The organism is Microbacterium azadirachtae, assembly GCF_000956545.1.
Classification (GTDB): Bacteria; Actinomycetota; Actinomycetes; order Actinomycetales; family Microbacteriaceae; genus Microbacterium; species Microbacterium azadirachtae.
This window is the reverse complement of the sequence record NZ_JYIT01000083.1, coordinates 65145-90498: the sequence shown is the minus strand read 5'-3', so window position 1 is coordinate 90498 and position 25354 is coordinate 65145. Positions and strand designations below refer to the sequence as shown.

The 25354-nt window shown below is 70.9% G+C and carries 24 protein-coding genes; 8 read left to right on the top strand and 16 right to left on the bottom strand.

Annotated elements, in window-relative coordinates; translation table 11 throughout:
* Positions 1 to 26 precede the first annotated feature (26 nt).
* The 4 genes from RL72_RS14420 to RL72_RS14405 form a co-directional block, all read right to left on the bottom strand.
* The gene (locus RL72_RS14420; protein WP_045251551.1) at positions 27 to 617 is read right to left on the bottom strand and encodes a cation efflux transmembrane domain-containing protein; all 591 of its coding nucleotides are present in this window, start codon (positions 615 to 617) and stop codon (positions 27 to 29) included.
* A gap of 30 nt (positions 618 to 647) precedes the next feature.
* Positions 648 to 1487, bottom strand: a complete 840-nt coding sequence (locus RL72_RS14415; protein ID WP_428838628.1) for a cation diffusion facilitator family transporter — start codon at positions 1485 to 1487, stop codon at positions 648 to 650.
* Positions 1488 to 1639: 152 nt separating this feature from the next.
* The gene (locus tag RL72_RS14410) at positions 1640 to 2005 is read right to left on the bottom strand and encodes an ArsR/SmtB family transcription factor (RefSeq protein ID WP_156156807.1); all 366 of its coding nucleotides are present in this window, start codon (positions 2003 to 2005) and stop codon (positions 1640 to 1642) included.
* A gap of 700 nt (positions 2006 to 2705) precedes the next feature.
* Positions 2706 to 3056 (bottom strand): DUF7882 family protein, encoded by a 351-nt coding sequence (locus RL72_RS14405; protein ID WP_045251548.1) that lies wholly within the window; start codon positions 3054 to 3056, stop codon positions 2706 to 2708.
* Positions 3057 to 3504: 448 nt separating this feature from the next.
* Between RL72_RS14405 and RL72_RS14400 the strand changes: the two genes are divergently transcribed.
* From RL72_RS14400 to RL72_RS20145, 4 genes are read left to right on the top strand one after another with little or no spacing between them, the layout of a single operon-like run.
* The gene (locus RL72_RS14400; protein WP_052674436.1) at positions 3505 to 4206 is read left to right on the top strand and encodes a GAF and ANTAR domain-containing protein; all 702 of its coding nucleotides are present in this window, start codon (positions 3505 to 3507) and stop codon (positions 4204 to 4206) included.
* A gap of 37 nt (positions 4207 to 4243) precedes the next feature.
* Positions 4244 to 5023: a GAF and ANTAR domain-containing protein gene (locus tag RL72_RS14395; protein ID WP_082072419.1), complete on the top strand. Its 780-nt coding sequence runs from the start codon at positions 4244 to 4246 to the stop codon at positions 5021 to 5023.
* A 54-nt stretch (positions 5024 to 5077) separates the two neighbouring features.
* Entirely contained in the window at positions 5078 to 6169 is a 1092-nt protein-coding gene (locus RL72_RS14390; RefSeq protein ID WP_045251547.1) for a fatty acid desaturase family protein, read from the top strand.
* Entirely contained in the window at positions 6166 to 6330 is a 165-nt protein-coding gene (locus tag RL72_RS20145) for a hypothetical protein (RefSeq protein ID WP_045251546.1), read from the top strand. The genes RL72_RS14390 and RL72_RS20145 overlap by 4 nt, the downstream gene beginning before the upstream one ends.
* 200 nt (positions 6331 to 6530) lie before the next feature.
* On the opposite strand, the gene RL72_RS14380 is transcribed toward RL72_RS20145, so the two are convergent.
* Positions 6531 to 7325, bottom strand: coding sequence for an MBL fold metallo-hydrolase (locus tag RL72_RS14380; RefSeq protein WP_045251545.1), 795 nt, complete (start codon positions 7323 to 7325; stop codon positions 6531 to 6533).
* A gap of 422 nt (positions 7326 to 7747) precedes the next feature.
* Here RL72_RS14380 and RL72_RS14375 point away from each other — a divergent pair, with 422 nt between their 5' ends.
* From RL72_RS14375 to hrpB, 3 genes are all read left to right on the top strand, one after another.
* Complete coding sequence (locus RL72_RS14375; protein ID WP_045251544.1) at positions 7748 to 8176, top strand: MarR family winged helix-turn-helix transcriptional regulator; 429 nt, start codon at positions 7748 to 7750, stop codon at positions 8174 to 8176.
* Between the two features lie 155 nt (positions 8177 to 8331).
* A complete protein-coding gene (locus RL72_RS14370; RefSeq protein ID WP_045251543.1) occupies positions 8332 to 9678 on the top strand; it encodes an HNH endonuclease in 1347 nt (448 codons plus the stop codon).
* An 86-nt stretch (positions 9679 to 9764) separates the two neighbouring features.
* Positions 9765 to 12338 (top strand): ATP-dependent helicase HrpB, encoded by a 2574-nt coding sequence (hrpB, locus tag RL72_RS14365; RefSeq protein WP_045251542.1) that lies wholly within the window; start codon positions 9765 to 9767, stop codon positions 12336 to 12338.
* Positions 12339 to 12464: 126 nt separating this feature from the next.
* On the opposite strand, the gene RL72_RS14360 is transcribed toward hrpB, so the two are convergent.
* From RL72_RS14360 to mmuM, 10 genes are all read right to left on the bottom strand, one after another.
* Positions 12465 to 13157 (bottom strand): MmpS family transport accessory protein, encoded by a 693-nt coding sequence (locus RL72_RS14360; protein WP_052674434.1) that lies wholly within the window; start codon positions 13155 to 13157, stop codon positions 12465 to 12467.
* A gap of 139 nt (positions 13158 to 13296) precedes the next feature.
* Positions 13297 to 14031 carry an ABC transporter permease gene (locus RL72_RS14355; RefSeq protein ID WP_045251540.1) on the bottom strand — a complete coding sequence of 245 codons (735 nt, stop codon included), beginning with the start codon at positions 14029 to 14031 and terminating at the stop codon, positions 13297 to 13299.
* Complete coding sequence (locus tag RL72_RS14350) at positions 14028 to 14801, bottom strand: ABC transporter ATP-binding protein (RefSeq protein WP_045251539.1); 774 nt, start codon at positions 14799 to 14801, stop codon at positions 14028 to 14030. Before RL72_RS14350 ends, RL72_RS14355 begins: the two co-directional genes overlap by 4 nt.
* Positions 14802 to 14873: 72 nt before the next feature.
* Positions 14874 to 15461 (bottom strand): TetR/AcrR family transcriptional regulator, encoded by a 588-nt coding sequence (locus RL72_RS14345; RefSeq protein WP_045251538.1) that lies wholly within the window; start codon positions 15459 to 15461, stop codon positions 14874 to 14876.
* Positions 15462 to 15470: 9 nt separating this feature from the next.
* Complete coding sequence (locus tag RL72_RS14340; protein WP_045251537.1) at positions 15471 to 16973, bottom strand: L-serine ammonia-lyase, iron-sulfur-dependent, subunit alpha; 1503 nt, start codon at positions 16971 to 16973, stop codon at positions 15471 to 15473.
* A 38-nt stretch (positions 16974 to 17011) separates the two neighbouring features.
* Positions 17012 to 18529 carry a sensor histidine kinase gene (locus RL72_RS14335; RefSeq protein ID WP_052674432.1) on the bottom strand — a complete coding sequence of 506 codons (1518 nt, stop codon included), beginning with the start codon at positions 18527 to 18529 and terminating at the stop codon, positions 17012 to 17014.
* Positions 18526 to 19323 (bottom strand): response regulator transcription factor, encoded by a 798-nt coding sequence (locus RL72_RS14330; RefSeq protein ID WP_045251535.1) that lies wholly within the window; start codon positions 19321 to 19323, stop codon positions 18526 to 18528. Before RL72_RS14330 ends, RL72_RS14335 begins: the two co-directional genes overlap by 4 nt.
* Before the next feature lie 26 nt (positions 19324 to 19349).
* Positions 19350 to 21416, bottom strand: a complete 2067-nt coding sequence (locus tag RL72_RS14325) for a glycosyltransferase family 39 protein (protein WP_082072417.1) — start codon at positions 21414 to 21416, stop codon at positions 19350 to 19352.
* Positions 21413 to 22690, bottom strand: coding sequence for a bifunctional glycosyltransferase family 2/GtrA family protein (locus RL72_RS14320; protein WP_082072416.1), 1278 nt, complete (start codon positions 22688 to 22690; stop codon positions 21413 to 21415). The genes RL72_RS14325 and RL72_RS14320 overlap by 4 nt, the downstream gene beginning before the upstream one ends.
* A 56-nt stretch (positions 22691 to 22746) precedes the next feature.
* Positions 22747 to 23676, bottom strand: coding sequence for a homocysteine S-methyltransferase (mmuM, locus tag RL72_RS14315; RefSeq protein ID WP_045251534.1), 930 nt, complete (start codon positions 23674 to 23676; stop codon positions 22747 to 22749).
* A 62-nt stretch (positions 23677 to 23738) separates the two neighbouring features.
* Between mmuM and RL72_RS14310 the strand changes: the two genes are divergently transcribed.
* Positions 23739 to 24548 carry an IclR family transcriptional regulator gene (locus RL72_RS14310; RefSeq protein WP_045251533.1) on the top strand — a complete coding sequence of 270 codons (810 nt, stop codon included), beginning with the start codon at positions 23739 to 23741 and terminating at the stop codon, positions 24546 to 24548.
* On the opposite strand, the gene RL72_RS14305 is transcribed toward RL72_RS14310, so the two are convergent.
* Entirely contained in the window at positions 24542 to 25291 is a 750-nt protein-coding gene (locus tag RL72_RS14305) for an IclR family transcriptional regulator domain-containing protein (protein WP_045251532.1), read from the bottom strand. The genes RL72_RS14310 and RL72_RS14305 overlap by 7 nt on opposite strands.
* Between the last annotated feature and the right edge of the window lie 63 nt (positions 25292 to 25354).

Below are 25354 nucleotides of genomic sequence, written 5' to 3'. Positions count from 1 at the left end.
TCGACCGATGCGTTTCACCCGCCTTCTCAGTGAGCGGGGCGGAGGATCCCCCCGGCTTCACGGATCGTGTAGGCGACGATCACGAGCCCGGCGAGCGGGTCGGCCCACCACCACCCCAGCCAGGTGTTCATCAAGACACCCACCAGCACCGCGCAGGCCAGCAGCCCGTCGATGAACGTCACACGCCCCTCGGTTTTCAGCACCGGATTGCCGAGCGCCTTTCCCGTCCGGGATTTCAGTGCCGCGAGCGTGAACATGCAGACGGCGGTGACGGCGGTCCAGATGATCCCGCCGATGCTTCCCTCCGGCCGGTGCTGAGTGGAGAACGCGAGCACGGACTCAGCCAGGAGATAGAGGGCGAGCAGCAGAAACGCCGCTCCGATGAATCGCAGGGCCCGCTTCTGCCGTTTCGCACCGCTGCCGGAGAGTTCCCACAGCACGACCGCGCTCGCCCCGATCTCGATGAACGAGTCCAGCCCGAACCCTGCCAGCGCCGTCGATGCGGACGTGATCGCCAGGAACGCGAGGACGACGACCCCGACGACGTTCCACGCGAGAGTGATCCACTCCAGCACGAACCCCGTCCGCAGCAACCGATCGTGATCGAGTTCGCTCACCGCAGCATCCCGCCCTCGCTCTGTGCCCGGTCAGTTCCGGACGCTGACGAGGAACTCGTCGACGTTGGGCAGATGCGCACGGACACTGGCCTCGGCCTGCTCCCGGATGCCGGTACGCTCGGCAGTCGCGGTGATGATCGCATCGCCTTCGAGGCGGTGCCCCACCCAGCGCAGCCGAACCCGATCCACGCGATCGATGCCGTCGACATGCGCGAGAGCATGCTCGGCGCGGCCGAGGAGATCCGGTTCGATCGCGTCCATGAGGCGTCGCCCGATGGAGCGGATCGTTCCGAGCAGCAGGATGAAGATCGCGATCGAGATGACGATGCCGACGATCGGGTCCGCGAGCAGGAAGCCGAGCAGGACCCCGGCCCCGCCGATCACGACCGCGAGGGAGGTGAACCCATCGGTTCGGGCATGGACCCCGTCCGCGACGAGAGCCGCGGATCCGATCCGACGACCGATCCGGATCCGATAGATCGCGACGACCTCGTTGCCGGCGAAGCCGATGATGCCTGCGACGATCACCCACCACACGTTCTGCAACGGCTGCGGATGAAGCAGCCTGTCGACGGACTGCCAGGCCGCGACCACCGCGGACAGCAGCACCACGAACACGATGAACAGGCCGGCGAGGTCCTCTGCACGGCCGAACCCGTACGTATACTGGCGGGTCGCAGCGCGACGACCGAGGAGGAACGCCACCCAGAGCGGTATCGCGGTGAGCGCGTCGGAGAAGTTGTGCACCGTGTCTGCCAGCAGGGCCACCGACCCGCTGAGGAAGAACACCACCGCCTGCAGGGTCGTCGTCACGAGCAGGATCACCATGCTGATGATCAGAGCACGCACGCCCTCGTGACTGGCTTCCATCGCATCGTCGATCGAGTCCGCCGCGTCATGGGTATGCGGCACGAACAACCCGTGAAGAAATCCCTTGAACCCGGTCGGATGATCATGATCATGACTATGACCGTGGCCATGTGGGTGGTCGTGGTCGTGAGCACGATGCTCGTGTGGGTGGCTCATCGGGCGTCCTGATCGGCGTGGTGGTGGCGGGGGGTCCCGCCGAGAGAGTGCTCGGCTTGGAAGATCGCGTCGGCGACGAGACGGGAGGCGTGCTCGTTCTCGAGCCGGTAGAACACCCGCTGCCCGTCCTGCCGCGTCGAGACGATCCGGGCCAGGCGCAGCTTCGCCAGGTGCTGCGAGACCGATGTGGGCGACTTGTCCACGATGTCGGCGAGATGATTCACCGACAGCTCCCCCGAATCCTGCAAGGCAAGGACGATCCGCACCCGGGTCGCATCGGCGAGCATCGCGAACACCTCGACCGCGAGCTCCACGTACGGACTCTCGGTCGAATATCCACATTGCTGCTTATCTGCACTCATACGCAGATATGTTACGCGTCCCGGGCCGGCACGCCGCGCTGCTCGCGGATCCGGGTGGATCCTCGTTCGCAACTTGTCTCATGGCAGGTGTCAGGATCGACTCGGCCCGTGCTCGAACACTCCGGAGCAACAACTCATGCTGCCGAGGTTCCCAGACACTCGCATGGTCTCTCGCACGAGCGCGGGCCAGTGCAACGGCGCTGCTCGCACACGCATTCAAGGACGTCCACCGCACCACCATGCGTCGTTGCACGCCCGTACGATGAACGTCCCACCGAACAGGAGCTCAGCCCTGCGTCCCCGGCCCCAAGTTGGTCGAGCTCCTGTCCGGAGTCTACGCGCACTTCACGCGAGAGGGGGGCCGCGCCCGATTCTCCCCTGCGGTTCGCCCCGCGACTCTGTGCACGCCAGGGCTTTCCCGCCCTCGCGGCGCTGCTGCGGCTGGCCGGGCTGCTCGCGGCGCCTGCCGCTGCGATGTGATCACGAGGGTGCGATATCGGGCACGACGACTCCGCCGGGTTCGTCGAGCGTCGACTCGAGGATCGCGAGAAAGCGATGGTCGAGGCTCACGGGGACGTCCGTGCCGAAATCGACGGGAAGTGGTGATGATGCGTCCGAAGGGGCGCTTCGGGTGGGCACGGATCGGGACTCGACTCGCGTTCCAGGGCATCGCGCGACGCTCGGGGTTCACCGGGAACGCTCACCGCACAAGGACCTCGCTCGCGCCCAGAGCCAAAGCACACCGGCAGGGGCCCACATCCTCCTTGGTGAGCTGGATGCCCCCTGGCGTACTCGCCGAGTACGCCAGGTCCTCGAGATACTGGCGGCTCAGCTCCGTCCCATCGGAGTCTTCGAACTCGAACCTCAGCGGGATGCCCGGGTGGAGCCAGATCGTGCTGCGCCCGGGCGGCTCATCGTCGCGATGCGGCCAGGACAGGGTGAAGCTCTCGCCGCGGCGCAGCTTCGTCGTGACCACGACGTGCACGTGGGCGAGAGTACGGCCTTCGATGTGAACGGCGAACGCCGACCCGCCGTAGTAGATCGTTCCCATGCGGGTACCACCTCGCTCCCCTCAACGGGGGCGTGCCCTGTTGCGCCCCCTGCCTGCCTCCGATCGCGCTGCGCACAGCCTCACGATGTCGCAGCGGGCTTCGGATCCGCACGCGATGGTGTGCGCCATACCCGGGAAGGCAGGGGGGTGATGTCGATCTGCTGAGTCCGCGGGAGTGCTATATCTGCGGGGCGGATCGTGGAGGCGTGCACCACGCCCGAGTGAAGGGGCTGCGGAACGTCCATCGGGTCTCCTGGTTCAGCGTCAGTGGACGCTGCCGGGGACTGGAGCAACGCGCCCAGAGTACGCGCACGCGGAGATCTCGGTCAAGACCTCGCGCCCGCGCGAGTGGGGACGAGTAGGGTGAGGGGACGCGTGATGGACGCTGCGCGTGCGATCGGCACGCGCGCAGCGTGCTGACTCCTTGGAGAGCGATGGCGAGCGGTTCATGACGGACGCGTTCTATACGGGGAGCGGCGCTCCCCCGGCGGGTATCCCCGGGTGGGAGTGGGGTGATGACCTCTGTGCGCCCTTCGTCGAGCTGCTGCCGGTCTCCGGTGCATCGATCTCCGTGCTTCGCCGTGACGGCGACGCGACGACGGTGTGCACGAGCGATGCCCTTGCGCAACGTCTCGACGCCATGCAATTCGCCCTCGGTGAGGGCCCGCGCTGGGTCGTGGCGCGCACGGCGAAGCCATCCTTCAGCACAGATGTCGCCCGGGAGAGCCACCCGGACTGGCCTGTCTTCGGCGCCGGCCTCCCGACGCTCGGCGTCGGTGCGTTGTTCGCCTTCCCGATTCTGACCGGCCCGGTGCTGCTGGGGGTCGTCGACCTGTATCGACGGTCACCAGGGGCGCTCGATCGCGATGCGACAGCTCGGGCACTCTCCCTCGCGAGACGCGTCGCGGCCCCGGCGGTGCGGGAGGCGATGCGCGCCGCCGCCGATGAAGGGAGCCCGGAGGCGAAGCGGCATAGCCTGCGCCGCGAGGTGCATCAGGCGGTCGGCATGGTCTTCGTCCAACTGGACGTGACCACGGCCGAGGCTCTCGAGCTTCTGCGGGCGTACGCGTTCTCGACGGGGCGTCCGCTCGAAGACGTCGCCCTCGACGTCGTCGACCGGGCGCTCGACTTCCGCGATCTGCCCGGCTGATCCCCGGCTTACCATGTCAGACAAGGAAGGGCGGCACATGACCAGCGCATCCAGAGAGCACCGTCTCAACGCCGCCTTCGTGATGGTCGCCGACTCGCTCACCGATGACTACGACGTCGTCGACCTGCTTCACACGCTCGTCAGCGAGTGCACGGAGATCGTGAACGTGCAGGCGGGCGGGCTCCTGCTCCTCGATGCCGACGGGGAGCTCCAGGTGGTCGCCTCGACCACGGAGAGCGCCGAACTCGTCGAGGTCCTGCAGCTCGCCGCCGGAGCCGGCCCGTGTCTGGACTGTTTCGCGACGGGCGAGCAGGTCTCCGTGCCCGATGTCGCCGCGGCCGCCCGATGGCCTGCGTTCCAGGAGGAGGCACTGCGGCGCGGCTTCCGTTCCGTGCACGCGATCCCCCTGCGGCTGCGCGGCGACACGATCGGGACGATGAACCTCTTCGGCACGTCGGTCGGCGCGTTGAGCGCCCGTGACGCGAGCGCGGCCCAAGCGCTCGCGGATGTCGCCACCATCAGCATCCTGCAGCAACGCATCTCCGCGCACGCGCAGCTCATCGCTGAACAACTGCAGAGGGCTCTCGACAGCCGGGTCCTCATCGAGCAGGCCAAGGGGGCGGTCGCCCAGGTCAACGGCACGTCCATGGACGAGTCCTTCACACTGCTGCGACGCTACGCCCGCGATCGGAACCTCTCCCTCCACGCCCTCGCGGAGGCGATCACGAACCGTTCCCTCCCGATCTCGGCCCTGACGACATCGCACGAGGACGAGCGTATGAGCTCTCGCCGACCCGCCGCGCGCAAACAGGAGTAGCCTGGGAAGCAGATCCGCTCGAGACCCCGGCGCGACGCCGAGAGGAGCGGGATCATGACAGTCCGGAACGCCGGTCGCCCTGCATCGAGAGTGGGCCCGGTTCGCCAGGCCGGCAACAGCGACTACACCGATCTGGCGCGAATGGTGAAGTCCGCGGGGCTGATGCGCCGCAGATACGGCTACTACTGGACGAAGCTGGTCTGCGTGCCCGTGGCGGTCGCCGCGGCCGTCGTGCTGTTCATCGTGATCGGCGACACCTGGTGGCAGATGTTCACCGGAGTGCTCTTCGCCGTCCTCTTCACGCAGATCGCCTTCCTCGGGCACGATGCCGCGCATCGCCAGATCTTCCGCTCCGGTCGCTGGAACGACTGGGTCAGCGTCATCCTCGGAGACCTGTTCGTCGGAATGAGCTACGGATGGTGGCAGCACAAGCACACCCGGCACCACGCCAACCCGAACATGATCGGATCCGACCCCGACATCGATCTTCCCGTGATCGCCTTCACCCCGGAACAGGCCGCGAGGGAGCGGCCGCCGTTCGCGCGCTGGGTCATCTCCCACCAGGGTGTCTTCTTCTACCCCGTCCTGCTGCTCGAAGGGGTGTCCTTGCATGCCTCGAGCGTGTACCGCGTCTTCCATCGGGAACCGCTCGCGCGGCGCCCGGTCGAGATCGCCCTTCTGTCGATCCGGATCCTGGGATACCTCACGCTCGTCTTCCTCGTGCTCTCTCCGGACAAGGGCGCCGTGTTCCTCGCCGTGCAGCTCGGAGTGTTCGGGTTCTACATGGGCGTCTCCTTCGCCCCGAACCACAAGGGCATGCCGCTCGTGCCGCATGACATGCGTCTCGACTTCCTCCGTCGTCAGGTGATGATGAGCCGGGACATCCGCGGGAACTGGTTCGTCGATGTCGCGATGGGCGGGCTGAACTACCAGATCGAGCACCACCTGTTCCCCTCGATGGCCCGGCCCTATCTGAAGCATGCCGCACCGATCATCGCCGCGTACTGCCGCGGTCACGACGTCCCGTACGTGCAGACGGGACTCTGGGCCTCCTACGGGATCGTCCTGCGTTACATCAACCGGGTGGGCCTCGGAGAGCACGATCCGTTCGCATGCCCCCTCCTGGAAATGAGGCAGAGCATATGACCGTCATCATCCTCCTCGCCGTGATCTGGGCGATCGTCGCGATCGTCGGGTTCGCGTTCAAGGGGCTCCTGTGGCTTGCCATCGTCGGCATCGTCCTCTTCATCGGCACCGTGGCCATCGGCATCACCCGTCGAGTGATCAACCGCAGCCAGAAACGGTGACCGGACGCGGGATCTGGTCGAACCGGTCTTTCTGCGGACCAGAAGTCGTTCGCGGAGGCCTTGGCATAGGTGCGGGCGTGTCGTCGGAGCCATCTCCATGGCGGAACCCGACGCGCAGTTCTCCTGCATCCGCGATCCGTCTCTGTGGACTGCCCTGACGACGAGGCGTGCCCCGGCACGCAAGACAGTCCGCGATGCAGTCAGATCGCGACGAACCGCCGCGCGCCGTCTGTCACGACGATGCGTCCGAAGCGCATCCCGGGAAGGTGCGCTGCGACGAGCAGGTCGCCGGTGACGGCGGCGTCGTCGGCGAGGCGATTGCGGACCGCGGAGGCCGCCTGAGGGTCGACGTCCCAGACGACGGTCCAGTCGGGTTCGCCGAACTGCACCGGCGAATGGACCACGTCGCCGAGCAGCACCGCCCGCTCGGAATCAGACGAGAGCACGAAGACCGTGGTGCCTGGCGTGTGCCCGGCGGCCCAGCGGGCATCGATGCCGGGAGCAACGACATGGTCGCCGTCGAAGAGCTCGAGCTGCTTCCGGAGCGGCGTCAGTTTCTGTGCGGCGGCGCCGACCGCGTGCGCACCTGTGACGAAATGCTCCCAGTCGGCGGCGTGCGCGCGATAGGTCGCGTTCACGAATGTCACCCGGTCCTCGACGGTGGCCCAGCCGATGTGGTCGAAGTGCAGGTGGGTGAAGAGGACGTCGGTGACGTCGGCCGGCGCGACCCCATGACTGCGGAGCTGGACGAGCAGATCGCCGCCACGATAGCCGTCCGCGTCGACGGGGCCCACGCCGGCGTCCACGAGCACGACGCGATCACCGGTGCGGACCAGGAAACCTCCGACGGGAAACTCCCAATGCCCATCGGACCCGAACGATTCCGGGTGACAGCGCCAGGCATCCGGAATGCCGAAGCGAGAGATGATCTCGCTCGCGTCCTCCTGCCCGGTGCCGTCGAAGAGGGGCTCGATGTCGATGTCGCCTATACGCACCGAACCACGCTACCGACGCCCATCGACACGCCGGCCTCATCGGCCGTAGGGAAGCGCCATCCGTTGACGAGCAGGCACGGCCCGACTGCTGGTGCTGTGCCGCCTGAATCGCGCTCGAACGATATCGTCGCACCGCCCCGCGGACAGCACGTCAGGCTCGGCGAGCGCCGCCGGCTCGAGCACGGTCTCCGTCGACTCGGGTCGAGCAGTCACTTTATGAATCCGCCCAGACCGTGACCAAACCGTTGCATTCGTTACCCCGCCGTTATACAGTGATCGCACGATGAAAGTTTGCTGTGGCTCTCATCGCATGTGATTGCAGGACACTCTTGGTGCAAGGGACAAAGGCCGGTCGGAAGCCTCTCCGACCGGCCTTTACTGCACTCGCGCCGGACGTCCCCGCCGGCGGATATCCTGAGGCGATGAGCGATCGGAAGCTTGCCCTCTCGGCATGGGAGAGCCTGTTCCGTGCCCAGCACGAGATCTTCGCCGAGATGTCGAACGACTTCGACGGCGCCGAGCTGTCCGCCGCCGAGTACGACGTGCTGCTCACCGTGACGCGCTGCGCCAGCCACACGGCCCGCCTGCGCGAGGTCACCGCGAACATGCTCATCAGCCAGCCCAGCGTCTCCCGCCTGGTCGACCGGATGGTCGCCCGCGGCCTGCTCGAGAAGTGCCCGGATCCGGAGGACGGCCGCGGCGCCCTCGTGCACGCGACCGAGGCCGGCACGCGCGCCTTCCGCCAGCTCGCCACGGTCCACGGACGCTCGATCGCGCAGCGCATGTCCACGCTCGACGACGACGAGCTGCGCACGCTGACGACCCTCGCGGAGAAGTTGCGCGCACGCTGATCGGCGACGCCGGTCATGCCATTCCTCCCGCCTGATCGGCGACACCGGGCGGCCGTCGGCGGCGCCTGATCCACACATCGGATCGAGGCGAGAACTTCTCCACAGATATCGAATATCTGTACGAATGTCTGCTCGATCCGCCGTAGAGTCGAGGAATGACCGGACATCTCCACCCGCTGCACGAGGCGCTCGAACGCCTCGATGAGGCATGGGGCGATGCCGACGACGCGGGGCAGCTGTCGCGCCGTCAGCTGATCGCGGTCACGGAGGCCCTCGGGCTGCTGCATCGCCGTTCCGGGGCGATGCTCGCGGAGGTCGCGGCGTGCGTCGCGCACGAGTCCCGCACCGAGCTGGGCGCCGCGTCGCTCGCCAAGGAGCAGGGGTTCCGCAACGCCGCGCAGCTGATCGCGACGACGACCGGCGCGACCGCGGGCGATGCGTCGCGATTGGTGAAGGTCGGGGAGGCGACGGCACCGCGGAGGAACCTCCTGGGTGAGGCCACGCCGCCGAAGTACCCCGCAGCGCAGCAGGCTCTCGCCGCAGGCCGGTTGAGCGCCCCGGCGGTCGCGGCGATCATCGCACTGCTCGACCGGGTGCGACTGACGCTCGGTGCGACCGAGACCGCCGAGGCCGAGCGCCTGCTGGTGGAGCGGGCTCAGGGCCTGTCGCTCGATGACGTGCGACGCCTGGTCACCCGCGCCGAGGCCTGGCTCGATCCCGACGGCGTCGCGCCGCGCGAACAGGAGCAGCGCGATCGCACGTCGTTGTCGATCTTCGAGCGCGACGGCCGGATCCATCTCGACGGAGACTTCGATGCCGCGCGCGGAGCCCCGATCGTCGCCGCCGTGAACGGCTACGTGTCGGCGCTGTTCGCCGCACAGAAGGAGCAGATCGATCCGGAAGCGCCCGACGCGGCGCGACGCTCGGTCGCCGCGCTCCGCGCCGAAGCGCTCAGCGTCCTCTGCGCCCACGCGCTCGGCTGCGAGGACGAAGCGCCCGCACTCGCCGGCGCGAGCGTGGTGGTGCGCATCGACGTGAGCGACCTCGCCGACGGCACCGGCTACGCCACGATCGACGGATCGGACCTCCCGATCAGCGTCAGCACCGCTCGCCGGCTCGCCGCCGGCGGAGGCGTCATCCCCTGCGTGCTGGGCACTGATCGCGAGATCCTCGACTACGGACGCGAACGCCGGTTCTTCACCAGGGCGCAGCGTCTCGCCCTCGCCGAACGCGACGGCGGCTGCGCGATGTGCGGCCTCCCGCCCTCGATGACCCGCGCCCATCACATCCGCTGGTGGAAGCGCGACGCGGGGCCGACCGACCTCGAGAACGGCGTGCTGCTGTGCGAGAGCTGTCACCATCGGATCCACGACAACGACTGGGAGATCCGGATCGAGGGCACGGGGCGCCAGAGCCGGGTCTGGTTCATCCCACCCCCGCACGTGGATCCGGACCGGACGCCCCGGCTCGGCGGAAGAGCCCGATACGACGTGGTCGCATGAGCTGCGGCGACCCTCTCGACCGGCCCTCGTCTGAGTCGACCAGAGCGACGGCATCCCCTCGGGGAACCGCACGGCAGACTGGACAGGTGACCTCCGCCGCCTTCGATCTCCGCGCGATCGGCGCAGGACTGTCGTTCGCCGCGGCGCTCGACGACGTCTCCGCCGCACTCGACCGAAGCGGGGCGCTCGTCATCACCGCGCCGCCGGGCACCGGCAAGACGACGCTCGTCCCGCCACTGCTCGCCTCCCGCACGACGGGGCGCGTGATCGTCACGCAGCCGCGCCGGGTCGCCGCCCGCGCCGCCGCACGTCGCCTCGCGCAGCTCGACGGCTCCTCCCTGGGCGACCGGGTCGGCTTCACGGTGCGCGGCGAGCGCGCGGTCGGTCGCGACACCCGCGTCGAGTTCGTGACCGCGGGCGTGCTGCTGCGCCGGATGCTGGACGACCCCGGTCTGGACGGCGTCGACGCGGTCGTCATCGACGAGGTGCACGAGCGCGCCCTCGAGACCGACCTGCTGATCGGCCTCCTCGGCGAGGTCCGAGAGTTGCGCGACGACCTGACCCTGGTCGCGATGTCCGCGACGCTCGACGCCGCGCGGATCGCCGCCGTGCTCGGATCCGCCGATGCGCCGGCGCCGATCATCGAGCACACCGTGCCCGCACACCCGCTGACCGAGCTCTGGGCGCCGAGCCCCGTGCCGCGGCTGGACGAGCGCGGCGTCACGTTCGGCTTCCTCGACCACGTCGCCCGCACAGCCGGATCCGCCGCCCGCGACCTCAGGCGCGACGACCCCTCCGCCGACGTGCTGGTCTTCGCGCCGGGGGCGCGCGAAGTCTCCGAGATCGCCCGACGACTCCGCGACGAGGTGAGCGGGTTCGACGTCCGCGAACTGCACGGGCAGATCCCGGCCCGAGAGCAGGATGCCGTGATCCGTGGCCGGGACGCGCACGACGCCCCTCGCATCATCGTCACCACGTCCCTCGCCGAGTCGTCGCTCACCGTGCCGGGCGTGCGGCTCGTGATCGACAGCGGGCTCTCGCGCCATCCGCAGCGCGACGCCGCGCGTGGCATGAGCGGGCTCGTCACGACCGCCGCCGCCCGATCGTCGGCCGTGCAGCGCGCCGGCCGCGCCACCCGACAGGGCCCGGGAACCGTGATCCGCTGCCTCGACGAGCGCACCTTCGCCGCGGCCCCCGCACGTCCCGCCCCGGAGCTCGCGACGGCGGACCTGGCCGACGCGGCGCTGCTGCTGGCCTGCTGGGGCGCCCCGGGCGGGACGGGTCTCCGGCTGATCGATCCGCTGCCGACCGACGCCCTCGCCGAGGCACGGGCCGTGCTGCACGACCTGGGCGCGATCGACGCCGACGGCCGCGCGACCGCGGAGGGCCGGGCGCTCGCCCGCATACCCGTCGACCCCCGCCTCGCGCGGGCTCTGATCGAAGGCAGCGCGCTCGTCGGATCCCAGCTGGCGGCCGAGGTCGTGGCACTGCTCGGCGGAGACCTGCGTGTCCCCGACGCAGACGTCGCCGCGGCGATCGTCGCGCTGCGCCACGGCCGCGGACCGGACGCGCGCCGGTGGGCGCAGGAGACCGAGCGCCTGCGCCGCTTCACCCCGTCCGCCACGCACTCGGCCCGCGCGGCGAGCGCCGCAGACGACGCGGGTCTCGTGGTCGCCCTCGCCCACCCCTCCCGGATCGCACGTCGGGTCGAGCGGACCGCCGACGGCGCGACGTTCCTGCTCGCCTCCGGCACGCGCGCCGGCGTGCGCGGAACGCTCGCCGGTGCCGAGTGGCTGGCGGTCGCCGACGTGGCGCGCGCCTCCGGCCGCGCGGCTGCGGGATCCGGAGCCGTCATACGCGCGGCCGCCGCGATCACCGAAGCGCAGGTGGAGCGCGCCGCCGATCACCTCGTCACCGACCGTGTCGAGGCCGAGTTCGCGGGCACCCGCGTCACCGCCCGCCGGGAACGCCGCGTCGGGGCGATCGTGCGCTCCTCCGTGCCGGTGCGGCCCACCGCCGAGGAGGGCAGGGACGCGGTGCGGCGGGCGCTGCAGGCGCGCGGGCTCGAGGTGTTCACGTGGTCGGACGCGGCCGACGCGCTGCGCCGCCGGCTCGCGCTGCTGCACCACGCCCTCGGCGCCCCGTGGCCAGATGTGTCGGACGAAGCGTTGACGGCGACGCTCGACGACTGGCTCGCACCGGAGATCGACGCCCTCGCGACGGGGACCTCGACGACGGCGATCGACCTCGCGTCCGCCCTGCGCCGGGTGCTCCCGTGGCCGGCCGCGACGGAGTTCGACGCCCTGGCCCCCGAACGTCTCGAGGTGCCCACCGGCTCACGGATCCGGATCACCTACCCGCCGCACGACGACCCCGCGGCGCGTCCCGTGGTGGCCGTCAAACTGCAGGAGTGCTTCGGCTGGGCCGAGACGCCGCGCCTCGCGGGCGGCCGCGTGCCGGTGCTGTTCCACCTGCTCTCCCCCGCCGGGCGCCCGCTCGCGGTCACCGACGACCTCGCCTCGTTCTGGTCCGGCCCCTACCGGCAGGTGCGCGCCGAGATGCGCGGACGCTACCCGAAGCACCCGTGGCCCGAGGATCCGTGGCAGGCGGCGCCCACCCGGCACACCTCCCGGCGCGCCGCCCGCGACGAGGACGTCTAGGAGTGGCGGCTTATCCGTCAGGCCTGAAGACGACCGTCAGGATTGACTCCTCGACGACGATCTGGGACCGTGCCGTGCCCCTCTGAATCGGTCAGACTGGTCGAGCCAGTACCAGCGATCACGCCATCAGTGGCCGACATTGGTCGCGGTGCACGAAACAACAGCAGCCTGTCCGCTCGCGGTCTGCTCTGAGACGACCTTGCCATCGACCGTGATCTTGCAACTGATGTCGCCGCTCTCGATGCCGCCGACCGCGCTCACCGAGAAGACGTTCACGTCGAGAAGGCCATCTTTCTTGGCCGTCAGTGTCTTGGTCCAGGGCAGCGCCTGACCAGAAGCTGACGCAGACTGTACGTTGCCATTGTCCAACGTCGAGTACGTGACCGTTGCGTCCGGGACCGTGCCGGTGATCTCGTAGACGATCGTCACGTCACCGGCAAGCGGAGCAGCCGGCGTGCTGTCGGCGCTGGACAACGGGGCGGAACTCGGCCCGGCGCTGGCGGCCGCGGACTCCATGGCATCGCTGACTGCGCTGGCGAATGCAGCGGTGTACACCATCGCCAGCACGATCGAGAGAATGATCGCCACACCGGAGATGATCGTCCCCGCGACGGCGACGCCCTTGCGCCGGTTCTTCTGGACAAGAGCAACGATGCCGAGAATAAGGCCGACCAAACCCAAAATCCACGCGACGTAGTTCAGGAAAGGGATGACCGCACCGACCAGCGCGAGGATGCCCAGGATCAGAGCCGCGATACCCAGACCACTACCCGTCTTCTGTGGTGGCTGCGGCACGTAGGGCTGCTGCTCGGGCGTCATGGGCGGCTGAAAAGTCATAGTTCGGCACCGGCTTCCTGTGTGGGGGACCTGTCACGTCTTACGGGAGATTCAAAGAATATTTGACGCTACCACACAGGTTCTAAGTCATCGAGGCACAGAAATCAGGGACGAAAGTCGCTCAGGACGTGCGCCGGCGCAGCGTGAGCGGCGCGAGCACCAGGAACGCCACGGCGAAGGCCGCGACGATCAGCACCGGACGCCAGAGATCCCCGTCCCCGGTCCCCGCCGTGACCGCCTGGATCGCGTCGATCGCGTGGCTGAGGGGGAGCCAGTCCGAGATCGCGTAGAGCACGTCGGGCATCTTGTCGCGCGGCATGAACAGACCGCCGAGGATGATCTGCGGGAACACCAGCAGCGGCATGAACTGCACGGCCTGGAACTCGGTCTGGGCGAAGGCGCTCGCGAGCAGCCCGAGCGAGGTGCCCAGCAGCGCGTCCACGACGGCGACGAGCCCGAGCTGCCCCAGCGGCCCGTCGACGGTCAGGCCGCACACGTACACCGCGAACGCGACTGTCACCACGGCCTGCAGCACCGCCATGACCCCGAACGCCAGCGCGTAGCCGAGCACGAAGTCCGCCTTGCCGAGCGGGGTCGTCATGAGTCGCTCCAGCGTGCCCGAGCGGCGCTCGCGCAGCGTCGTGATCGAGCTCACGAGGAACATCACGATGAACGGGAACAGCGCCAGGATCGCGCCGCCGAAGGTGTCGAACACGCCGCTCGAGTCGGTGAAGAGCCAGGCGAACAGCCCGACCAGCAGGCTCGGCGCGACCACCATGAGCGCGATCGAGCGCGGGTCGTGCCGAAGCTGCGTGAGCACCCGGCCCGCCGTCGCGAACAGCCGTCGCCCGTTCATGATCCGACCTCCTCGCGCCGCGCCCGGCGGGTATGCGGCTGCGCGGCGGCCTCGTCGGCCGCGTCGCGCGCGATGAGCACGAGGAACGCCTGCTCCGGGTCGGTCTTGCCGGTGTCCGCCAGCAGCTCGGCCGGCGTCGTGTCGGACACGATCCGCCCCTCGCGCATCAGCAGCAGCCGATCGCAGCGCAGCGCCTCGTCCATCACGTGACTGGAGACGACCATCGTCGTGCCGGCCTCGGCGATCCGCCGGAAGAGATCCCACAGCTCGGCACGCAGCACCGGATCCAGCCCCACCGTCGGCTCGTCCAGCACGACGAGCTCGGGCGAGCCGAGCAGCGCCACCCCGAGCGACACGCGGTTCGCCTGCCCGCCGCTGAGCGCCGCGACCTCCTGCCCGGCGTACGGCGTCAGCCCGACCTGCTCCATGACGCGGTCGGCATCGGCGCGGCCCACCCCGAGCACCGACGCGAAGTAGCGCAGGTTCTGCCGCACGGTGAGGTCGGAGTAGACCGCCGCGCCCTGCGTGCCGTAGGCGACGCGGTGGCGCAGCGCTGCGGATCCCGCCGGCTCCCCGAGCACCTGGACGGATCCGGACCGGATCCGCTGCACGCCGACGATCGCGCGCATGAGAGTCGTCTTTCCGCAGCCCGAGGGCCCCAGCAGCCCGGTCACCTCGCCCCGGGGGATGCTCAGCGACAGGCCGTCGAACACGTCGTGGCGGCCGCGCCGCACCCGCAGTCCGTCGATCACCACCGCGTTATTCATCATGTGATGAATTATGGATCCGGGAGCGCGACGGGTCAAGGGATCCGTTCCGAGAACGGTCACGACCTCCGGGAGTCAGTCGAACAGGTACCGCTGGAGCGTCGGCCCCACGCGCGCCACGAGCTCCTCGACGGGGGCGTCGGCGATCGGCGGCAGCTTCGCGACGTACCGCGTGACGAGCATGCCCGCGATCTGCGAGGCGACGAGCGTCGCGCGGAGGGCGGCGTCGGGGGTGTCCAGCCGTGCCGTGATCCGCCCGATCAGCTCGCGGGAGAGGAAGCCGACCAGAGGCGGCGACATCACCTTGGAGCCGAGAGCGACCCGGATCATCGTCACGCCGCGCCGGCGCACCTCCGGGCGCTCGAACGCCTCCAGCACGTAGCGCACGACGCGCTCGCCGACCTGGTCGCGCGGCCCTTCGAGGATCGCGGGCACATCGACGTCGGGACGCAGCGGGATGCCGATCACCTCGGCGAACAGATCCGCCTTGGTGCCGAAGTAGTGGTGCACGAGCGCGGAGTCGACGCCCGCGCGGCCCGCGATCGCGCGAATGGTCGCGCCGTCATAGCCGTTCTCGCCGAACTCGTGCTCGGCGGCGGTCACGATCCGGCCGCGTGATCCGGACTCGCCCCTGGGGCGTCCCCTGCGCCGTGTCGTGGTCATGCGCCCATCTCAGCACTCGATGACGTTGACCGCGAGACCGCCCTCGCTCGTCTCCTTGTACTTCGTGGACATGTCGAGACCGGTCTGGCGCATGGTCTCGACGACGGCGTCGAGCGAGACGTAGTGCTCGCCGTCGCCGCGCAGCGCGAGCCGCGCGGCGGTCACCGCGGTCGAGGCGGCGATGGCGTTGCGCTCGATGCACGGGATCTGCACGAGACCGCCGATGGGATCGCAGGTCAGCCCGAGGTGGTGCTCCATCGCGATCTCGGCGGCGTTCTCGATCTGCCGGTTGGTGCCGCCCATCACCGCGGTGAGGCCGCCGGCCGCCATCGCGCACGCGGACCCGACCTCGGCCTGGCAGCCGCCCTCCGCGCCCGAGATCGAGGCATTGGCCTTGAACAGGGATCCGAGCGCGGTCGCCGTGAGCAGGAAGCGGCGGATGCCGCGGCGCCGGTTCGCCTCGCTCAGCGCATCGGGGTCCTCGATCGCGCCGACGGCGACGAGCGAGGCCTCGGCCCCGAAGCCCAGCAGGGCGCTGCCGACCAGCTCGCCGTACGGGGTGACGGCGTTGCCTGCGCCGAGGCCCGAGTCGGCGAGGAACCTCCACCAGTACATCGCCACGGCGGGCAGGATCCCGGCGGCGCCGTTGGTGGGGGCGGTCACGACACGGCCGCCGGCGGCGTTCTCCTCGTTCACGGCGAGCGCGAACGCGCCGAGCCATTCGCCCGGCACGGCGGGGTGCCCCTCGGCCTCGACCTCGTCGAGCTGCGCACGGATCGCCCCCGCACGGCGCTTGACCTTGAGGATCCCGGGCAGGGTGCCCTCCGCGTGCAGACCCGCGTCGACGCAGGCGGCCATGGCGTCCCAGATGGCGTCGAGCCCGGCGGCGACGTCCTCCTCGCTGCGCAGCGCCGTCTCATTGAGGCGCGCGAGCTCGGCGATCGTGAGCCCGTTCTCGTCGCACAGCTCGAGCAGCGACGCCGCGTCGCGGTATGCGAACGGGAAGCCCGCCGTCGCCAGGGTGCGCGTGTCGTCCTCGCCGTCGCGGCGGATGAACCCGCCTCCGATCGAGTAGTACGTCTCCTGTGCGACATGGATTCCGTCGGCGTCGAGAGCGCGCAGCGTCATCGCGTTCGGGTGGCCGGGCAGGCGGGTGCGCGGCTCGAAGGTGATGTCGTCCTTCGCGAAGACCACGTCGTGGGTGCCGTCGATCGCCAGCGCGGAGCCGTCTGTCCAGTCCGCCCAGGCGCGGCGCACATCGGCCGGATCGCACGTCTCCGGGGTGAGCCCGCGCAGGCCCGCGACGACCGCATCGGGCGTGCCGTGGCCGAGACCCGTGGCGCCCAGGGAGCCGTACAGCGAGCAGGTGACGCGAGCGACGCGGTCGAGCACCCCGTCGGCCGCGAGCCGCGCGGCGAAGTCGACGCCGGCGCGCATCGGCCCCACCGTATGCGAACTCGAAGGTCCTACACCGATGGAGAACAGATCGAAGGCCGAGACGTACGCAGTCACCCCTCCAGGGTAGTCCGCACGGAAGGACCGCGCAGGGATCAGGCGGCGGGCAGCGTCACCACGAACGTCGCGCCCGGCCCCGGCGCGACGGCGATCGTGCCGCCGTGCGCTTCGACCACGGCGCGGGCGATCGCCATGCCGAGGCCAGTGCCGCCGCCCTCCCGCGAGCGCGACGTCTCGCCCCGGGCGAAGCGCTCGAACACGGCCTCCCGCACCGCATCGGGAAGGCCCGGGCCGTCATCGGAGACGGTGAGTCGCACGGACCCGACCGTCTCTCCGGTGCGCACCTCGTCGAGCCGCACCCGCACGGTCGTTCCGGCCGGGGTGTGCACGCGGGCGTTGGCGAGGAGGTTGTCGACGACGCGGCGCAGATCCGCCGCGTCGCCGAGCACGAGAGCCGGATCCTCCCCGAGCTCCATGACCCAGACGTGGTCGGGGCCCGCGAGGCGAGCGGCGAGCACCGCCTCGGCGACGAGCAATCGGACGTCGACCTCGTCTCGCGCCAGCTCGGGCAGCGCGTCGAGGCGCGCGAGCAGCAGCAGCTGATCGATGAGCGCACCCATCCGCACCCCCTCGACGTCGATGAGCGCCGCGTTGCCGCGGATCTCCCGCTCCTCGGCGTCCGATCGACCCGAGAGCTGGGCGTACGCGCGGATCGTCGCGAGCGGGGTGCGCAGCTCGTGGCTCGCATCGGCGACGAAGCGCCGCATGGTCGACTCGCTGGCCTCGCGTTGGGCGAGGGCGTCCTCGACGTGGTCGAGCAGGTCGTTCAGGGCGGCACCGACCTGGCCGACCTCGGCGGTCGAGGCGATGTCGCGCGCCTCGACGCGCTCTGCGAGCCGCACCTCGCCCCGGTCCAGCGGCACCGCCGTCACCGCGGCGGCGGTGTGTGCGACGCGACGCAGCGGGCGCAGCGCCCGGCCCATCGCGACCGCCGCGGCGGCGAGCGCGAGCACGATGCAGGCGACCCCCACCAGTGCCACCACGAGCGTCAGCCGCCCGGTCACGGCGGTGACCGATTCCAACGGCAGCGCCGTGACCACGCCCGCGCCGGTCGGCGTGGTGCGCCCGGCCACCCGGTACTCGCCGAGGGAGCCGCCGAGGTCGACGGTGACCGGTGCGGTGCGGTCCGCGGATCCGGTGGGCAGGCGCGTGGCGAGGAGCTTCTTCTGTGCGGCGGTGAGGTCGTGCCGCACGCCGTCCGACCCGATCCAGCCGCCGATCTCGAACGTGCCGTCGCGGAAGATCGCCGTGATCGTGCCGCCGGACTGGCCCGGGGCGCCGACCACGTCGTCGCGGTTGGGGCGCGTGGCCGGCGGCGTCGAGGTGGGCCCTGGGCTGATCTGAGGAGTAGAGCCCGGCGTCGAGCCGGGCCCCCGGCCCCCGGCGATGTCGGCCCCCCGCGCGGCGGCGCCGTTCAGGCGGGCATCCACCTGACCCAGCATGTAGTCGTGCAGCGACAGCACCGCGACCACGCCGACGACGATGCTCACCGCCGCGACCAGGGCAGAGGCGATGAGCACCACTTGCAGACGGAGACTGCGAGGACGTCTCATGCGCCTCCCCCGGAGCCAGATCCAGCGCCGTCCGCCACGCGCATCACATAGCCCACCAGCCGCACCGTCTCGAGGTTCAGCGCCGTCGATGCGGCGAGTTTGCGGCGCAGGCTCGACACGTAGACCTCGACGAGGTTCGACTCGGTACCGAAGTCGTACCCCCAGACCGCCTCGAGGATCTGCGCCCGGCGCAGCACCCGCCCGGCGTTGTTGGCGAGCAGGAGCAGCAGCTCGAACTCGGTGGGCGTCAGCTCGAGCGGCGATCCGGCGAGCTCGGCCGTGGATTCGCCCGTGTCCACCGCGAGGTCGCCGACCCGCAGTCGCGACTCGGCGGGCCGGGCGATCGCCACGGCGGAGCGGGCCAGAACGCGCACCCTCGCCTGCAGCTCGGCGATCGCGAAGGGCTTGGTGAGGTAGTCGTCCCCGCCGGCGCGGAGCCCCGCGATGCGATCGTCGTGGCTGTCCAGCGCCGTGAGGAACAGCACCCGGATCTCCGGCCGGATCGCCCGGATGCGCTCGAGGGTGTCGAGCCCGTCGATGTCGGGCATCATGATGTCGAGCACGACCACGTCGGGCTGGAACTCGCGCACCGCGATGAGCGCACTCCGCCCTCGGTGCTCGATCCGCACCTCCCAGCCGTCGGCCACCAGAGACCCGCCCACCGCCGCGGCGAGCGCCTGCTCATCGTCGACCACCAGCGCCCGCGCCGGTGATCCGTCCGCACGCACCACCGGCGGCAGCCCGAGCGGCATCGGGGCAGCGGCGGATCCGGACTCGGTCGTGGCATCAGCCATGATCTGCTCCCCTCGCCCGTGCCGGTTCAATTCTGCGCCGTCAGGTCGTACACCGTCACGCCGTCGACGGTCTTCGCCGTGAAGTTCGCCTCGACCCACTGCTGGATGCGGGAGGACACGTCGCTGCCGCCGTTCGATCCTCCCATCCGCCCGCCGGCGATGAAGTAGTGGATCCGTCCCGCCGTGACGTAGGCATGGAACTGGGCGAGCGTCGGCGACGGGTCGCTGCCGTTGAATCCGCCGATCGGCATCACGGCCACCCCCGTACCCAGCTGATAGCCGGCCGCGGTCTGCGACCCGATCGTCGCGGCCGCCCAGGTGTAGGTCGAGGCGTCGGCGGTGAGGAGCGTCTTCATGGCGGAACCGACGGTGGAGGCCTCGAGCAGTCCGCCCGCGCCGCCCATCCCGCCACGACCAGCGCCTCCGGCGCCGGTGCCGCGGGGGGTCGCCGCACCGGGCTGGCCTCCGGGGAAGCCGCCGTTCCCGCCGGGCGCGCCGCCGCCGAAGCCTCCGAAGCCGCCGTTTCCACCCGGCGTCCCGCCGGCGAAGCCGCGCCCGCCGAATCCACCCATGCCGCCCTGGACCGTCGGCCCCGCCGTCACGATGGAGCCGGAGTGGGCCGCGCCGACCGTTTCGATCGTGTACGCGGCAGGGGCCAGCAGCGCGCCCACGAGCAGCGCGGACAGGGTCGAGGCGGTGAGGATCCGCGACCGCGGCGGGATGAGGACGAGCAGGGCACCGGCGGCCGAGACGATCAGCACGACGACCTTCAGCCAGGGCAGCCAGGACCCCGCGCGGTCCAGCAGCACCCAGGCCCAGGCGGCCGTGATGACCGCCGACACCGCGAGCAGGACGCGCGCCCACAGCCGTTCCCGGTGCCGGAACAGGACGGCACCGGATGCCCCGAGGAGCCCGGCGAGCGGCGCGGCCAGCGCGACCGTGTAGTACGCGTGGAAGATCCCGGCCATGAAGCTGAACGCGAGCATCGTGACGAGGAGCCAGCTCGCGAACGCGACGATCAGGATGCGGCGAGGATCCCGTCGCGGCGCCCGGCCGATGAGCACGAGGGCGCCGACGCAGAGGATCAGGGCCGCGGGGATCAGCCAGGAGATCTGCCCGCCGATCTCGTTCTCGAAGAGGCGGAACAGGCCCGTGGATCCCCACATCCCGCCACCGCCGGCGGCGGCCGCGCCACCACCTCCGGTGACGCTTCCGGTCTCGTTCCCGGTGAGCCGTCCCAGGCCGTTGTAGCCGAAGGTGAGCTCGAGGAAGCTGTTCGTCTGCGAGCCGCCGATGTAGGGCCGCGCCGATGCCGGCACCAGTTCGACCACGGCGACCCACCAGCCGGCCGAGACGATCACGGCGCCCAGCGCGGCCAGCAGATGCCAGAGCCTCTTCAGGATCGGGACACCCGCGAACGCGGCGTACAGACCGGCGAGCACCGGCAGCACGAGGAACGCCTGCAGCTGCTTGGTCAAGAACCCGAAGCCGACAGCGACCCCGGCGAGCAGCAGCCAGCGCAGCCGATTCCGGTCGATCGCGCGCGAGGTCATCGCCACCGATGCGGTCAGCAGCAGCAGGAGCAGCGCGTCGGGGTTGTTGAACCGGAACATCAGCGCGGCGACGGGGGTCAGCGCGAACACGCCCGTCGAGACCAGCGCCGCGGCCGCGCCGAAACGCCGCCGCACGGTGAACAGGATGATCGCGGCCGTCGCCACGCCCATGAGCGCCTCGGGAACCAGGATGCTCCACGAACTGAGCCCGAAGATCCTCGCCGACAGCTCCATCACCCACAGGCTCGCCGGCGGCTTGTCCACCGTGATGGAGTTGCCGGCGTCGCTGGATCCGTAGAAGAACGCGACCCAGTTCTGCGTGCCGGCCTGCACGGCGGCCGAGTAGAACGCGTTGGCCCAGCCGCTCGCGGCGAGATTCCAGACATACAGGATCCCGGTGAGCAGGAGCGCGCCGGCGAAGGCCGGCGCCTCCCACCGCGCCTTCGGGATCGCGGCTGCGACGGAGTTCGCGGCGGCGGGATCCGGTCCGGTCACCGAAGGGGCGGGCAGGGCGGGCGCGACAGCCACGGATGCGTTCATGATCGGTTCGCCTCCTGAGCGAGCAGGGTGAGGTGGTGACGGGTGGACAGCGGTTCGACGGGCTCGTCGGGCGCGGGTTCGCCCCTGCGGCGCCCGGGATCGCGGAACACCCAGATCTTCAGCAGCGCGAACCGCAGCAGCGTGGCGACGAGGTTCGCGATGGTGAGCACGCCCACCTCCACGAAGGCTCCCGGATGCGGATCCGCCGCGTGCAGGAGGACGAGGGATCCGCTCGTGAGCGCCCAGGCGATCCCGAAGACCACGAGCCCCTGCAGATGGTGCGTCGTGGCGCCCGTTCTGCCTCGGATGCCGAAGGTGAAGCGGCGGTTGGCGGCGGTGTTGGCGATCGCGGTGACCAGCAGTGCCAGGAAGTTCGCGGTCTGCGCCGGCATCACGACCTGGAGCACCAGATAGACCAGCGCATAGGCGATCGTGGACAGCGCGCCGATGACGCCGAAGCGCACGACCTGGGCGATCAGGGGAGTCCGGGGCTGCGCGAACGGGTGCCGCCCGATGTCCCGGTAGAGGTCGTCGACGGGGATCCGCCCGCGCGCGAGGCCCGTGCCGACGCGCACCATGCCCTTGAGATCGGCGGTCGCGGTCGCGACGATGTCGACCGAGCTGTGCGGATCGTCGACCCAGTCGACGGGCACCTCGTGGATGCGCAGCCCCGCGCGCTCCGCGAGGATCAGCAGTTCGGTGTCGAAGAACCACCCGGTGTCCTCGACATACGGCAGCAGGCGGCGGGCCACGTCGGCCCTGATCGCCTTGAACCCGCACTGCGCATCGCTGAACCGCGCGCCGAACGTGCCGCGCAGCAGCGCGTTGTAGGAGCGCGAGACGAACTCGCGCTTGCCGCCGCGCACGATGCGCGAGGCGCTCGCCAGGCGGGATCCGATCGCCAGGTCGGAATGGCCGCTGAGCAACGGCGCGACCAGCGGCTGCAGCGCACGCAGATCCGTGGACAGGTCCTCGTCGAGGTAGACGAGCACCCGGGCCGGCGATGCCGACCAGGCCGCCTTGAGCGCGCGACCCCGCCCCTTCTCCGCCAGGTGCACCACCACCACGCGGTCGAGCCGGGCGGCCAGCCCCTCGGCGATCGCCGCCGTGCCGTCGGTGCTGGCGTTGTCGGCGATCGTGATCCGCCAGGAGCCCGGTGCCTCGGCCCTGAGATGCGCGTGCAGCAGCGCGATGCTCTGCTCGAGCGTCTCGTGCTCGTTGTGCACGGGGACGACGACGTCGAGGTCGAGGTCGGGAGCGGGATCCTGGGTCATGGGATCCATGCTCGGCACCGCCCCGGGACGAGCCCTTTGGCGACCCTATGGACGGGCTAAGACGCGACCGACGGCGCCGTCACGCGCCGGGAGAGTGCGGCGATGTCGGCCGGGCCGAAGCCGCAGCAGCCGCCGATGTAGCGGGCACCGGCGGCGATCCAGGCGTCCACGAGGTCGATGTCGAGCGGTCGCGCGTGCGACCAGGTCTTGGTGGTGCTGTCCCAGACGCCGCCGTGGTTCGGGTAGGCGATCGCGGGAAGCCCGGTCTCCGCCACGGCAGCCTCCACCGCGCCGAGCACGTCGCCCTCATCCGAGCAGTTGACGCCGGCAGCCACCAGCGAGCGGCCGCCGGCGAGCACGGCGAACGCCTCGGCCAGCGGCTGTCCGGCGCAGGTCTCCTCGCCGCGCACGGAATAGCTGAACCACGCCGGAACGCCGAGCTCGTCCAGCAGCGCCGCGATCACCACCGCCTCCTCGAGGTCTGGGATGGTCTCCACGGCGAGCAGATCCGGGCCTGCCTCGGCGAGCGCCTCCAGCCGCGGGCCGTGGAAGTCGCGCAGCCGCGACGGGGCCACTCCGTATCGCCCCCGGTACTCGGAGCCGTCCCCGAGCACAGCGCCGTAGGGGCCCACCGACGCCGCCACGAGCAGCCCCGGCCTCGACGCGGCGCACTCGTCGCGCACCTCCCGCGCGATGGTCACCCCGCGGCCGATGAGCGTCCTCGCCTCGGCGGCGTCCAGGCCCGCCGCGGTGAAGCCGCGCTCGCTCGCCTGGTAGGTGGCGGTGGTCGCGACGTGGGCTCCGGCCTCGAAGAAGGCGCGGTGGGCGCGTGCGATGCGCTCCGGCTCGTCGGCCAGCAGGCGTGCCGTCCACAGCGCGCCGCCCACCTCGATCCCCTGCTGCTCCAGGGCGGTCGACATCCCGCCGTCCAGGATCGTGAGCGGGAGGATCCCGCCCTCCGCGCCCGTCGTCTTCGTCCCGGTCATCGCTCCGCCTTCCCTCCGCCCGAGCCGCCGGACGCGCGCCGGCGGTCGAGTACGCTCATGCCATGCCGTTCGCCGAGGATCCCGACCTGCCCCGGACGAGCATGGGCCGCGGCCTGGACGTGCTCTCGGAGCTCGCGGCGCTGTCGGCCGCTGCTCCGCACGGCGTGGCGGTCCGGGACGTCGCCCTCGCGCTCGACCGGGAACGCTCGCAGGTGTCCCGCACCCTCTCCGCGCTCGCCGATCGGGGCCTCGTCGTGCGCGGCGACGACCACCGCTACCGCCTCGCGTGGAGCTGGTACGCGACGGCGCAGGAGCTGACGGAGCGACGGCTGCACACCGCCGGACTGCCGGTGCTCGACGCGCTCGCCGAGGCCACAGGCGAGGCGTGCTTCCTCGGAGTCCTGCAGGGCGACAGCACGCTGACCGTCGTGGAGAGCATCCCCGGCGGATCCCGCATGATCGGGTCGTGGGTGGGCCGCGCCTATCCCGCGTTCTGCAGCGACGCGGGGCGTGCGGTGCTGTGGGACGCGTCCGACGAGGAGGTGCGCGCCGTGTTCGCCCGGACCTCGTTCTCGAGCCCGGGACCGAACGCCCCCGCCTCCGTCGACGACTTCCTCGATCGGCTGCGCGCCTCGCGTGCGCTCGGATACGCGGTCGTCGACCAGGAGGCCGAGCCGGAGCTGTACTCGGTCTCGGCGCCGGTCTGGGACTTCCGGGACGAGGTGGCCGCGGGCGTGCAGATCGTCGGCGAGCGACGCGCTCTGCGTCCGCGCACAGCGGAGCTCGCGGAGGCGTGCGTCGCGGCCGCGGAGGCGCTGTCGAAAGCGCTCGGCGCCCCCGAGGAGCGCCGCGGGAGCCACACCGCTCACTGAGCGGTCGCCAGCGCGCTCAGCCGATCGCGGGCCTCCGCCAGCGCCACGCGGGCGGCACGGACGGGCCCTCGGCCGTGGCGTGCACCGCTCAGGGCGATCGAGGCGACGATCCCGTCCCGCCCGCGGATCGGCAGGGCGATCTCGGCCACCCCCTCCGCATACTCGTCGGAGGCCACGATCAGCCCGTCCGCCCGGTCGCGCTCCATGAGGTCGTGCACCTGGCCGGCGGTCCGCGCGGCGGCCGGACCGCCGATGCCGACGAACTGCACCTCCCGCAGCCGCTCCTCCAGCTCCGAGCGGGAGTCGTCCCAGAGCAGGGCCCGGCCGGCGGCCGTGCACCAGATCGGGGCGATGCCGTAGGGCACGGCGACGTCGGTCGACCCCGCTCCCGCCGCGGAGCGCAGCAGCAGTGCGCGCGGGCCGTCCGCCGCGGCGAGGAGGGCGGTCATCCTCAGCGTCGAGGCCAGGATCCGCAGCTCCTGTCGCGCGGCGCGCAGCCAGGGCTGGTCGAGGGCACGCGCCGTGCGGAAGTAGGCATCCCCGGCGCTGAGCACGCCGGCCTCGTCGCGATCGAGGAAGCGCAGCGCCCGCAGTTCGGCGGTCAGCCGCGACACCCTGCTGCGCTCGATCCCGGTCGTCTCCGCGAGCCGGGAGGCGTTGTGCCCGGCACGGCCCGAGCGCTCCCGCTCAGCCGCCGATTCGAGCAGCGTCAGTCCCTGCGACAGGGACGAGGGAGCAGACACCCCGCCTCCCTTCGTCGCCCGGCCGCGGCGCGGCGAGCCGGATCCGGCCAGCCTACCCGGCGC